This is a genomic window from Alphaproteobacteria bacterium, assembly GCA_030740435.1.
Lineage (GTDB): Bacteria > Pseudomonadota > Alphaproteobacteria > UBA2966 > UBA2966.
Genome location: JASLXG010000178.1, coordinates 1 through 12,156, shown reverse-complemented (window position 1 = coordinate 12,156; position 12,156 = coordinate 1). Strand labels below are relative to the sequence as shown.

Genomic DNA, 12,156 nt, shown 5'->3' with positions numbered 1-12,156 from the left:
AAAATAAGGGCAAATGGGCTTCCCGACACAGGAAAATCGAGAAATCAGGTTATCAGGCGGCCGCGAAAATGATCTCGTTCCCTCGACGGTGGCACGGTGCTATGATTTCCGCGAACCAGGAGACTATCTGGGGAATGTCGGTTGATATCCCAGGAGGAGAGACAGAAGCCTTTCAACGTGAAAGCATCATTAGGGACAGCACGCGACACTCGAACTTGGGTGTCGTCTCCGTCGTGTCTTTTGGGTTTCACGAGGGCCTGTTCCAGTCCGAGCAAGCCCTCGACGCCGACACGGCTGACCTGCACTTCCTCAAGGAAAGGCGACAAGCGGAATTGGAAATGCTCGATGAGTGGATACCAATCCTGTGCGGCACCAAAGGATGCGCCAAGTGGATTATCACGTTGGCCACCAAGGCGGATCTCTGGTGGCAGAACGGGGACAACCAACCGGTTCTGGAGTACTACCGGTCGGGCGCCTATTGGCGGGCACTTGAGAAATGGGCTCGCCACATTCCTCACAGCGTCCATTCCTTTTCGTCACTGGACCAGAGGTTCTACGAAGAGGTTCCTATGACGGGACACTACGACGGCCCCATGAGGGCTCATGACCGCGCTATGATCGAACGTCGGTTGACCGAACATCTGAAAGCCGCGTCTCTATAGCAGGGCCGGAATACTCATCCCCCTCACATCCCCACCCCGATCCGCCGATAACTCAGCGCCTCGGCCACATGGATGCGGTGGACGCCCGGGCTGGCCTCCATGTCGGCCAGCGTGCGGGCAACGCGCAGCACCCGGTGGTAGCCCCGCGCCGATAGGCGCATGGCCTTGGCAGCTTCGGCCAGCAGGGCGGCACCCTCGGCGTCTGGGCTGGCGACCTGGGTGAGAAGGTCGCCGTCGGCCTGGGCATTGACGCGCACGGCGGGGTGGGCCTCGAGCTCGCGGTAGCGTGCGGTCTGGATGTCGCGGGCGGCTGCCACGCGGGCGGCGATCTCGGCCGAGCCTTCGGCCGGCGGCGGCAGCGCCAGGTCGGCGGGGTCGACCGGCGGCACCTCGACGTGGAGGTCCATGCGGTCCAAGAGCGGGCCTGAGATGCGGGCCTGGTAGTCGCGCACGCACCTGGGCTGGCGGCCGCAGGCCAGCACGGGATCGGCGACGTAGCCGCAGCGACAGGGGTTCATGGCGGCGATGAACTGAAAGCGCGCCGGGTAGGTGACGTGGCCGTTGGCCCGAGCCACGGTGACGCGGCCGGTCTCCAGCGGCTGGCGCAGGCTTTCCAGCACGGCGCGGGGAAATTCCGGCAATTCGTCGAGAAACAGCACGCCGTTGTGGCTGAGTGAGATCTCGCCCGGCTTGGCGCGCGGGCCGCCACCCACCATGGCCGCGGCCGAGGTCGAGTGGTGGGGATCGCGGAAGGGACGCTGGCGCGTCAGGCCGCCTTCGGCAAGCAGCCCGGCGACGCTGTGAATCATCGAAACGTCCAGCGTCTCGACCGCGTCCATGGGCGGCAGCACGCCCGGAAGGCGCGCCGCCAGCATCGACTTGCCGACGCCCGGCGGGCCGTTCATCAAGAGATTATGGCCCCCGGCCGCCGCCACCTCGAGGGCGCGCTTGGCGGTTTCCTGGCCCTTTATGTCGCAAAGATCGGGGCCCTGTGGGGCGCTTTCGACCAGCAAGGGCTCGGGCGGGCTGAGCACTTGGGTGCCCTTGAAATGGTTGACCAATGTCAGCAGCGTGGCCGGGGCCAGGATCTCCAGTTCGCCGCCCCAGGCCGCCTCGCCGCCGCTGGCCACAGGACAGATCAGGCCGCGCTCGGCCGCCACGGCCGCGATGGCGGCCGGCAGCGCACCCGGGACGCGGGCCACGGCCCCGTCGAGCGCCAACTCGCCGAGTACCGTGAAACCCGCGATCTCGTCGCCCGGTAGCACACCCATGGCGACGAGAAGCCCGACTGCAATGGGCAGGTCGAAATGACTGCCCTCCTTGACCACGTCGGCCGGTGCCAAATTGACGGTGATGCGCTTGGGCGGCAGCGCCAGGCCCATGGCCACCAGCGCGCTGCGCACGCGCTCGCGGCTCTCGGCCACCGCCTTGTCCGGCAGGCCGACGATGGCGAAGGCCGGCAGGCCGGAAGCGATGTGCACCTGGACGTCGACCTCGAGCACGTCGACGCCCTGGAAAGCCAGTGTGTTGATGTGTGCGACCATTGTTGCGACCCCGAAACAACCTTCCCCGAAGCGGGCCGTGGCTTTAGCTGCCACGGTTCCTACGGAGTCCTATGAAAGGTTTAGAGCCGGAATCCGGCGATCGCCGGAATCTTTTTCGTTTTTTTGACCTAATCCGCCCCGCGCGTCGAACGCGTGGCGGCGTGGCGGGCCTCGATGGCGTCCCAGATCTCGGCTTCCAGCGAGACCCCGTCGAAGCGGTTGATCTCCTGGATGCCGGTGGGCGAGGTGACGTTGATTTCGGTGAGATAATCGCCGATCACGTCGATGCCGACGAAGATCATGCCGCGGTCCCGGAGCGTCGGGCCGATGGCCTGGCAGATCTCCTGTTCGCGCTTGGTGAGCGAGGAGCGTTCGGCCCGGCCGCCGACGTGCAGGTTGGAACGGGCCTCGCCCGCCATGGGCACGCGGTTGACGGCGCCGGCGGCGCGGCCGTCGATCAGGATGATGCGCTTGTCGCCGGCCCGCACATCGGGCAGGTACTGCTGCACCATGATGGGCTCGCGCGACTGGGCCGTGAACATCTCGACCAGGGCATTGAGGTTCTCGTCGTCGGGTCCCAGGTGAAAGACGCCGATACCGCCGTTGCCGTAGAGCGGCTTCAGGATGATGTCCTTGAATTCGGCGCGGAAGTCCTTGATCTCGGCCGGGTCGGCGGAAATCAGGGTGGGCGGCATGAGGCCTTCGAAATGGGTCACGAAAAGTTTCTCCGGCGCATTGCGCACCTCGGCCGGGTCGTTGACCACCAGGGTCCGGGGATGGATGTGCTCGAGCAGATGGGTCAGCGTGATGTAGGACATGTCGAAGGGCGGGTCCTGGCGCATCAGCACCACGTCCAGCGTTGCCAGGTCGAGCACCTCGGGCGTCCCCAAGCTGGCATGGTCGCCGGCCTGGCGGCGGACCTCCAGCGGCTGGGCCCGGGCCACCACGCGGCCCTGGCGTAAGCTCAGGGCGCCGGCCAGGTAGTGGTAGAGCGTGTGGCCGCGGCGTTGCGCCTCGAGGGCCAGGGCAAAGGTCGAATCGGCATCGATATCGATGCCCTCGATGGCATCCATCTGGATGGCGACGGCGAGGCTCATGGCGTCTTGCTCGACTTGCTCAAGAAGCCCGGCGGCGCTTGTCGCTACGCAGTCGGACGTGGCTGATGACCTTCTCGACCCCGGCGATGTTGCGGGCGTGGCGGGTCAGCTTGTCGAGCTCGGCTTTGTCCTGGGCGATGCCCAGCAGGTAGACGATGCCGTTGACCGTTTCGATGCTGTAGTTGATGTCGCGGATGTCGCGATCGCGCAGGATCAACAGGTGCAATTCGGTGGTGATCTTGGCATCCTTGAAATAGTTGACGATGCCCGAACGGTCGGTGACCTGAACCTCGTTCATGACCTCGCGCACGCCTGGCGTTTCCCAGGCCAGGCGCGAGGCCTCGATGCGGTCGTCGGGCTTGGGTACGGCGCCCAGCAGCAGCACGCGGCCTTCCAGGGCCTCGACGCTGATCTTGCGGAACAACACCTCGTCGGCCTGCAAGAGGCGGTGGTTGATCTGGATCTCCAGCGCCTTGTCGTCGATGGCCCGGCCCAGCGTGCGTTCCTGAACCGTGGCCACGCCCGCCGCGGCGGCCCCGCCGACCGCCAGGCCGCCAGCCGTACAGCCGGTCAGTGACAAGGCCGCAAGCGACGCCAATATCACCGCTAGACCAAAGTGCCGCGCCAACATGATTGCTCTCTCCCCTTCGTGGCCCGCCTCGCGGAGCGCGGGCGGATCAGATCTCGACCATTATATGCCAGGCGTTGGCAATATGAACGGGCAGCCGGCCCGGCGCCACCAGGATGGCGTCGAAGCGGGCGTCGAGCCCGGCCAGGCCCGGGTGGGCCGCCAGGTAGGCCTCGGCGGCGCGGGCGATGTGCTGGCGCTGACGCTGGTCGATGGCCTCGGCGGCCTGGGTCAGCGTGGGGCGGCGCTTGACCTCGACGAAGGCCAGCATGGCGCCGCGGCGCGCCACGATGTCGAGCTCGCCCACCGGCGTCTGCTGGCGCCGGGCGACGATGCGATAGCCCTTGAAGCGCAACAGCCAAACAGCCTGGGTCTCGGCCTGGCGGCCGGCGTCTTCGGCCTGTTGTCGGGCAGCGCGGCCCCTAGGCGGCCTCACGGCCGGCGCCGCTGCTTGAGCTCGAGCGCCCGGGCGTAGAGACGACGGCGCGGAAGGCCGGTCTCGGCCGCCACCTGGGCCGCGGCTTTTCTCACGCCGCCATCCAGCAGCGCCGCCAGGCGGCCGTCCAGTTCGGCCTCGTCGATGTCGTCTGCGCCCGGGGCCGGCGGCGCCACCACCACGACGATCTCGCCCCGCGGCGGACCGGCCTCGGCGTAGTGCGCCGCCAATTCGTCCAGCGGGCCCCGCCGCACCTCCTCGTGCAGCTTGGTCAACTCGCGCGCCAGCGCCGCCTCGCGCGGCCCCAGCTCGGCCGCCATGTCGGCCAAGGCGGCGGGCAGCCGGCGCGCGCTCTCGAGGACCACAATGGTGGCCTCGATGGCCGCCAGCCCGGCCAGGGCACGGCGCCGGGCCGGCCGCTTGGGCGGCAGGAAGCCGGCGAAATGGAAGCGGTCGGTGGGCAGCCCGGCCACCGATAGCGCCGCCGTCACGGCCGAGGCGCCGGGTACCGCCAGCACCTCCGCGCCGGCCGCCACGGCGTCGCGCACCAGCTTGTAGCCGGGATCGGAAATCAGCGGCGTGCCGGCATCCGAAACCAGGGCAATGGCGGCTCCGGCGGCCAGGCGCTGCAAGAGGCGGGGGCGCTGGCGGGCGGCGTTGTGGTCGTGATAGGGCAAAAGCTGCGTGGCAATACCGTAGCGCCGCATCAGGCGCCCGGTCAGGCGGCTGTCTTCGCAGGCGATCAGCTCGACCGCCGCCAGTACCTCCAGCGCCCGGAGCGTGATGTCGCCGGCATTGCCGATCGGCGTCGCCACCAGATAGAGCCCCGGAGCCAACTCGGGAGCTTTGCGGGGGTCGGCCAAGGGGTTGTATCGCCCCGGTTTACTTGCCGCCGGGGCGTCGCTACCCTGCCGCTTTGGAGGCGGGTCCGGTGAGCATTTCCCTGTTGCAGCGATTGGCCGTTTCGTGCCCGGGCGCCCGACGCCGCCTGATCGTCGCTTCATGCCTGTGTGCTCTCGCCTTGGTCCCGGCCGCCTGCGTGCAAAAGACACTACCGGCGAAGCTGGCGCCTTGGCTAGAGGCCAAGCCCAAGAGCAGTGCCGAGGCGCCGGCCCGGAGCAGCGAAAGCGCGGCCAAGAAGCGGCCAGCGCCGGCCGAGCCTGCCCTGGTCCAGCCTGGCGCGCCGCGGCCGGCACCACCCCAGGCGGCGGTGCCGGCGGCGCCAGCGGCAACGGCGGTGGCACCGCCGGCGGCGCCAGCGGCAGCAACCAAAGGAACCGAACTGAGGGCCCCGCCGGAGGCCGCCGGAGCCATCCGGGTGGCGCTCCTGCTGCCCCTTTCGGGCACTCACGGCGAGCTTGGCCGGGCGCTTCTGGATGCCGCCCAAATCGCCCTTTTCGACCTGGCCGGGCCGCAGCTGGAGCTGCTGCCGCGGGATACCCAGGGCACGCCGGAAGGCGCCCTGGCGGCGGTCGATGGGGCCTTGGAGCAGGGCGCGCAGTTGATCCTGGGGCCGCTTTTCAGCACCTCGGTGGCAGCCGTCGCCAACCCTGCCCGCGAGCGCGGCGTCAACCTGCTGGCCTTTTCCAACGACCGCACGGTGGCCGGCCGGGGCGTCTACCTGCTCGGCTTCATGCCCGACCAGCAGGTCGAACGCGTGGTGCGCTATGCCGCCGACCAAGGCATCTGGCGCTTTGCCGCGCTGACCCCCGAGAGCGCCTACGGCACCACCCTGGTCGAAAGCCTGCGCCACACCTCGTTGCGCCACGGCGGCACCGTGGTGCAGGTCGAGAGCTATCCCGAGGCGGCCGAGGAATTCTTCGAGCCGGTGCAAAGGTTGGCCAACTACTCGCGCCGGCACCAGGCCCTGCAGGCCGAAAAGGCCCGCCTGAAGGCACGTGACGACGACGACGCCAAAATTGCGCTGGGCCGCATCGAGGGTGCCGACACGCTGGGCGAGCTCGAGTTCCAGGCGGTCCTGATGGGCGAGGGCGGCGTGCGCCTCAAGGCCATTGCGCCCTTGTTGCCCTTCTACGATATCGATCCGGGCAAGGTCCGCTTTCTCGGCACCGGGCTCTGGGACAACCCCACCATCGGCCGCGAACCGGCGCTGGTGGGCGGCTGGTTCGCCAGCCCGGAACCGGCCGCCGCCGCCGCCTTTGGCGAACGTTTCAAGGCCACCTACGGTTACGCCGCGCCGCGCATCGCCAGCCTGGCCTACGACGCCACCGCCCTGGCGGCGGTGCTGGCCCTGGGCGAAAGCGGCGTCGATTTTTCGGCCCGCGCCCTCGAGGCCCCCTCGGGCTTCGCCGGCATCGACGGCATCTTCCGCTTCAGCCCCGACGGCCTGGCGCGCCGCGGCCTGGCCGTCATCGAGATCAGGCCCCAGGGCCTCAAGGTCATCGACCCGGCGCCTACGAGCTTCCAGGCAGCTGGAAGCTCGTAGGGATTCTTGTCGCTCACGGCGGCGGAGCTTCGCTCCGCTGCCTGCGCGGGCGCGCCGCAGGGGCGGCGGGTCGCGGTCGCTCCCGTTGCACCAAGACCAAGCAGCAAAAAACACACTGCTATCGGCGCTGAGCCGACCCCCGCATGGGGGGCGGAGGCCAAGGGCGCGGATGCGCCCGCCCGGTGAGGGTCGACTCAAAGACTCCGCGGAGGCGCCCGCCCGGTGAGGGTCTACAAAAAAACCGCTCAAGGCGCCAGTTCGGCAATCACGGCGTCCAGCAAACGCCGCCCCCGGGGCGTCGTGCGCAGACCCTGGGTATTGTCGACGAGCAGGCTGTCGGCAACCAGCGCCTGGCGCTTGGCGGCCGGCACCCATTCCTCGAGAGGCTGGCCGATGCGCTCGTGAAAGCGTGCCCGCGGCACCCCTTCGTCGAGTCTCAGTCCCAGCAACAAAAGTTCCCTCACCTGGTCGAGCTGGCTCAAAGGCTGCTCCTTCAGGCCGCCGTGGCCCTTGGCCTCGACCGCCGCCAGCCAGGCCCCGGGCGCGGCCAGGCGCCGGGTGGCGCGACGCGTGGCGCCCCGGCCCAGGCGACCGTGGGCGCCGGGACCCAGGCCCAGATAGTCGCCGTAGCGCCAGGCGTTGAGATTGTGCCGGCAGTGCTGGCCGGGGCGAGCGTGGTTGGAAACCTCGTAGGCCGCCAGCCCGGCCTCGGCGCAGAGCTCCTGGGTGAGATCGAGCAGAGCCGCCGCACCGTCCTCGCCGGGCAGCCCCAACTCGCCGGCCCGGGCCGCCCGGTCGAAGGGCGTGCCGGGCTCGGCCGTGAGCTGGTAGAGCGAGAGATGGCCGCAGCCCAGGCCCAGCGCCTGGTCCAGCTCGGCCTGCCAGGCGGCCGGCGTCTGGCCCGGCCGGGCATAGATGAGGTCGCAGGAGACGCGCTCGAAAGTGCCTTGCGCCAGCGCCAGGGCCGCGCGGGCCTCGTCGGCGCTATGGCCCCGGCCCAGGGCCGCCAGGGCATCGTCGTCGAGCGCCTGGACGCCTAATGACAAGCGGTTGACGCCGGCCGCCCGGAAGTCGGCGAAGCGGCCGGCCTCGACCGAGGTGGGGTTGGCCTCAATGGTGATCTCGACGTCGTCCGTCAGGCCGGCCAGCTCGGACAGGCGCTCGATGATGGCCGCAACCGTCGCCGGCGCCATCAGCGACGGCGTACCGCCGCCGAAAAATATACTGCCCAGCGGCCGGCGTTCGGCCTCGGGCAGATGGGACCAAGCGTGCTCCAGCTCGCTGAGATAGGCGGCCTGCCAGCGCTCCTGCTCGACCGTCTCGACGGCTGGCAGGGCGTGGCTATTGAAATCGCAATAGGGGCACTTGGCCAGGCAGAAGGGCCAGTGGATGTAGGCCGCGAAATCGGGATCAGCCGGGCCGTCCTTTGAGGCAGGCCGCGGCAAGCTTGGCGAAGGCGTCGGCGCGGTGGCTGATGGCATGTTTGTGCCCGGGCTCGAATTCGCCGAAGGTGAGTTCGTGGCCGGCCGCCACGAACATGGGATCATAGCCGAAACCATGCCTGCCGCGGGGCGGCCAGACCAGACTGCCCTCGACCCGGCCCATGAAGGTTTCCAAGTGGCCGTCGGGCCAGGCCAGGGTGAGCGCGGCGGCGAAGTGGGCGCTGCGGTCGCTGCCGGGCCGGGCCTCGAGTTCGCTGTTCACCTTGGCCATGGCCAGATCGAAATCGCGCACCTCACCGGCCCAGCGGCCGGAGAAAATACCGGGAGCACCGTCGAGCGCCGGCACTACCAGGCCGGAATCGTCGGCTAGCGCCGGCAGCTTCGCGACACGGGCCGCCGCCAGGGCCTTCAATTCGGCGTTTTCGGTAAAGCTCGTGCCCGTCTCCTCGGGCTCCGCCAGGCCCAGCTCGCCGGCCGCCACCGCGGCAATGGCGAAGGGCGCCAGCAGCTCGCCCATCTCGCGCACCTTGCCGGCGTTGTGGCTGGCGATGACCAGGCGGTCGGCGGTCAGTTGACGCGGGCCGGCCATGTTTCAGTCGAGTCCGAGCGCCTGGCGCTGGGCCTCCGCCAATTGGCGGGCGCCGCCCTGGGCCAGGGCCATCATCTCGCCGAACTGGATCTCGCTGAAGGGATGCTGCTCGGCGGTGGCCTGCACCTCGACCAGGCCGCCTTGGCCACCAAGCACGAAGTTGGCATCGGCCTCGGCCTCTGAATCCTCGGCATAATCGAGATCCAGCAGCGCCACCCCCTGGTAGATGCCGCAGGAAATGCCGACCACCTGGTCGGAAAAGGGCAGCTCGGCCAGGGCGCCGCGTTCAACCAGGCCGGCCAGGGCAATGTGCAGTGCCACGTAAGAGCCGGTGATGGCCGCCGTGCGGGTGCCGCCATCGGCCTGGATGACGTCGCAATCGAGGCGGATCTGGCGCTCGCCCAGGGCCTTGAGGTCGACCACGGCGCGCAGGCTGCGGCCGATCAGGCGCTGAATTTCCTGGGTCCGCCCGCTTTGCCTGCCGTGCGCCGCCTCGCGCGCGGTGCGCGTGTTGGTGGCCCGGGGCAGCATGCCGTATTCGGCCGTCACCCAGCCCCGGCCGGAGTTGCGCATCCAGGGCGGCACGCGTTCCTCGACGGTGGCGGCACAAAGCACATGGGTGTCGCCAAAGCGTGCCAGGCAAGAGCCTTCGGCGTGCTTGGCAAAGCCGGTTTCGAGACTGATGGTTCGCAACTCGTCCGGAGCGCGGCCGGAAGGACGCATGACAGGGGACTCCCGCTGAAGATTTGCACCAAACGCCAGCGTTTCTAGCCGCTGGCGCCGTGGCGGTCCAGTAGCGCCTGGCAAATCAACTTTTGCCGGCCCGCGTTGACGCGCCGGGAAGGCGTTACTACATTCTGGCAATCCGCAACCGAACAACCCCGACCGGCCACCCATATGCTCAAGGAACTCAACCAACGCGCCCGCGAAATCATGCGCCTGATCGTCGAGGCCTACGTCGAAACCGGCGAGCCCATCGGCTCGCGCACTTTGGCCCGGCTGCTCGATACGCGGCTTTCGCCGGCCTCGATCCGCAACGTCATGTCGGATCTCGAGGCGGCCGGGTTTCTCTATGCCCCCCACACCTCGGCCGGCCGCTTGCCCACCGACGCAGGCCTGCGCTTTTTCGTCGACGGCCTATTGGAGGTGGGCAATATCACGGAGGGTGAGCGCAAGGCCATCGGCGCGCGCTGCAGCGCCGATGGGCGCAGCCTGGAAGAAGTGCTGACCGACGCCACGACGCTGCTCTCGGGGCTCTCCGACTGCGCCGGCCTGGTGGTGGCGCCCAAGGTCGACACCCGCCTCAAGCAGGCCGAGCTGGTCTCACTGGGCGACGGCCGCGCCCTGGTCATCCTGGTGGGCGAGGACGGCTCGGTGGAAAACCGCCTCTTCGACCTGCCGCTGGGGCTGGGTCCATCGGCGCTGACGGAGGCCTCGAACTATCTCAGCATGTGCCTCGCCGGCCGCACCCTGGGCGAGGCGCGGCAGAACATCTTCGAGGAGCTCGAGACCAGCCGCGCCGAGCTCGACCAGCTCACGGCCCGGGCCGTCGAAGCGGGCCTGGCCACCCTGGCCGGCGACCAATCGCGCCAGACGCTGATCATCCGGGGCCAGGCCAAACTGCTGGACGACGTTCATGTCCTGGAGGACCTCGAGCGCATCCGCGAGCTTTTCGACGATCTCGAACGGCGCCAGGGCATCCTCGAGCTTTTGGACCTGGCGGCCGTCGCCGAGGGCGTGCATATCTACATCGGCTCCGAGAACAAGCTCTTCAGCCTGTCGGGCTGCTCGATGGTGGTGGCGCCCTATTGCGACAAGCAGAACAAGATCATCGGCGCCATCGGCGTGATCGGGCCGACGCGCCTCAACTATGCCCGCATCATTCCCATGGTCGACTATACCTCCAAGGTCATCGGCGAAACCGTTGGCTGAGAGCATGTCAAGTTTGATAAAACCCACCCGGCCACCCGCTCCCCCTCCCAACCACCCATCAATGGTACCCTGTGGGTGGTTGGGAGGGGGAGCGGGTGGCCGGGGTCAAACCTGACATGCGCTGAGAGCGGCCCAAAAGGATTCGAGATGAGCGAGACGCAGGAAGAAGACGATAAGGACGCAGCGGCCCGGGCGGCGGCGGACGCCGAGGCCCATGCCGCCACAGAACTGAACGAAGAGGCCGAGGCAGCCGAAGAAAACGACAGCGAAGAAGACGAGAGCGAAGAGGACGACGAAGACGAGAGCGCGACCGAGGCCGGCGAAAGCGACGGGGAAGGCGACCCTGGGGCCGAAAGCGCCGAGCTGCGCGACCAGCTCTTGCGGGCCATGGCGGAGACCGAGAACGTGCGCCGGCGGGCCGCCCGGGAACGCGAGGAGGCGGCCAAGTACAGCATCGCCAACTTCGCCCGCGATGTCTTGGGCATCGCCGACAACCTGCGCCGCGCGATCGACAGCGCGCCGGCCGAGACCGTCGCCGAGGGCGGCGCCAAGGCCTTGTTCGAAGGCGTCGAGATGACCGAGCGCGAATTGCTGACGGCCCTCGAACGTCACGGCGTCAAGCGGCTGGAGCCGCTGGGCGAGAAGTTCGACCACAACCTCCATCAAGCCATGTTCGAGGTGCCCGACGCCGACGCCGCACCGGGCACCGTGGTCCAGGTCATGCAGCCCGGCTACGTCATCAACGAGAGGCTGCTGCGTCCGGCCATGGTGGGTATCGCCAAGGCGCCGGCCGAGGCCGCCGACGAAGCCGACGAAGCCGAGGAAGCCGTGGAAGCAAACGGCGGAGCGCCAGCCGCTGCCGAGGAAAGCGAGGCAGCGCCGGAAGCCGCCCCCGGCGGCAACGTCGACACCCAAGCCTGAATCATAAGCTCGAGGTCCGGGGCGAGCGTTCTACAGGATATCGAGCTTGCCGGCTTGGCTGGACGGGCGGCAGCCGGCAGCCTCGCCGGATCACGAAATCAGCGCCCCCGTCAGGCCGATCAGCAACACCACCGCGATGGCGATGAGCGGAGCCAGAATGGCGACATTGGCCGTGGCACGGGGCTGGCGCATGGTTGCCACTCTAGCTCGATCCGGCAACGCCTGGATCGGAATTCGACCGCCGCATGTGCGGCATAGAGTCGCATTCAGGGGCCTTGACGCACCTCAGGGCATTTCAATTTTTGTTGGAATCGCCCGGTGCCCGCCTCTCAACATGGGTAACAGTTTTTCGTCATGACATAGGTTACAGTTTATTGGAGTTAGCGGTCAGTTTCGTCCGTCTGGTTTGCTTGATGGGCATGATGCGGTGCATTTTATTCTCTCCCTTGATGGTGCCGA

General features: G+C 68.4%; 11 protein-coding genes and 1 pseudogene. 4 read left to right on the top strand and 8 right to left on the bottom strand.

Annotation, left to right across the window (positions count from 1 at the left end; genetic code table 11):
- Nucleotides 1-662 (top strand): hypothetical protein (locus QGG75_17305; GenBank protein MDP6068987.1); only part of this gene is annotated, 662 nt, incomplete at its 5' end.
- 23 nt (nucleotides 663-685) lie between these two features.
- Here the strand turns inward: QGG75_17305 and QGG75_17300 are convergent.
- The 5 genes from QGG75_17300 to rsmI form a co-directional block, all read right to left on the bottom strand.
- Nucleotides 686-2,206, bottom strand: coding sequence for a YifB family Mg chelatase-like AAA ATPase (locus QGG75_17300; GenBank protein MDP6068986.1), 1,521 nt, complete (start codon nucleotides 2,204-2,206; stop codon nucleotides 686-688).
- Nucleotides 2,207-2,334: 128 nt separating this feature from the next.
- Nucleotides 2,335-3,303: a glutathione synthase gene (gshB, locus tag QGG75_17295; protein ID MDP6068985.1), complete on the bottom strand. Its 969-nt coding sequence runs from the start codon at nucleotides 3,301-3,303 to the stop codon at nucleotides 2,335-2,337.
- A gap of 19 nt (nucleotides 3,304-3,322) precedes the next feature.
- Nucleotides 3,323-3,883, bottom strand: coding sequence for a BON domain-containing protein (locus QGG75_17290; GenBank protein ID MDP6068984.1), 561 nt, complete (start codon nucleotides 3,881-3,883; stop codon nucleotides 3,323-3,325).
- 97 nt (nucleotides 3,884-3,980) lie between these two features.
- The gene (locus QGG75_17285; protein ID MDP6068983.1) at nucleotides 3,981-4,367 is read right to left on the bottom strand and encodes a YraN family protein; all 387 of its coding nucleotides are present in this window, start codon (nucleotides 4,365-4,367) and stop codon (nucleotides 3,981-3,983) included.
- The gene (gene rsmI, locus QGG75_17280) at nucleotides 4,364-5,230 is read right to left on the bottom strand and encodes a 16S rRNA (cytidine(1402)-2'-O)-methyltransferase (protein MDP6068982.1); all 867 of its coding nucleotides are present in this window, start codon (nucleotides 5,228-5,230) and stop codon (nucleotides 4,364-4,366) included. The genes QGG75_17285 and rsmI overlap by 4 nt, the downstream gene beginning before the upstream one ends.
- A 176-nt stretch (nucleotides 5,231-5,406) precedes the next feature.
- Between rsmI and QGG75_17275 the strand changes: the two genes are divergently transcribed.
- Nucleotides 5,407-6,813, top strand: a complete 1,407-nt coding sequence (locus QGG75_17275) for a penicillin-binding protein activator (GenBank protein MDP6068981.1) — start codon at nucleotides 5,407-5,409, stop codon at nucleotides 6,811-6,813.
- Nucleotides 6,814-7,058: 245 nt separating this feature from the next.
- Here the strand turns inward: QGG75_17275 and hemW are convergent, their stop codons facing one another.
- From hemW to rph, 3 genes are read right to left on the bottom strand one after another with little or no spacing between them, the layout of a single operon-like run.
- Entirely contained in the window at nucleotides 7,059-8,258 is a 1,200-nt protein-coding gene (hemW, locus tag QGG75_17270) for a radical SAM family heme chaperone HemW (protein MDP6068980.1), read from the bottom strand.
- On the bottom strand, nucleotides 8,224-8,844 hold the full coding sequence (gene rdgB / locus QGG75_17265) for an RdgB/HAM1 family non-canonical purine NTP pyrophosphatase (GenBank protein ID MDP6068979.1): 621 nt from the start codon (nucleotides 8,842-8,844) through the stop codon (nucleotides 8,224-8,226). The genes hemW and rdgB overlap by 35 nt, the downstream gene beginning before the upstream one ends.
- A 3-nt stretch (nucleotides 8,845-8,847) precedes the next feature.
- A complete protein-coding gene (rph, locus tag QGG75_17260; protein MDP6068978.1) occupies nucleotides 8,848-9,567 on the bottom strand; it encodes a ribonuclease PH in 720 nt (239 codons plus the stop codon).
- A gap of 174 nt (nucleotides 9,568-9,741) precedes the next feature.
- On the opposite strand from rph, the gene hrcA reads away from it, so the two are divergent.
- Nucleotides 9,742-10,776 (top strand): heat-inducible transcriptional repressor HrcA, encoded by a 1,035-nt coding sequence (hrcA, locus tag QGG75_17255; GenBank protein ID MDP6068977.1) that lies wholly within the window; start codon nucleotides 9,742-9,744, stop codon nucleotides 10,774-10,776.
- 147 nt (nucleotides 10,777-10,923) lie between these two features.
- Nucleotides 10,924-11,574, top strand: a pseudogene (grpE, locus tag QGG75_17250) (nucleotide exchange factor GrpE).
- Nucleotides 11,575-12,156 lie beyond the last annotated feature (582 nt).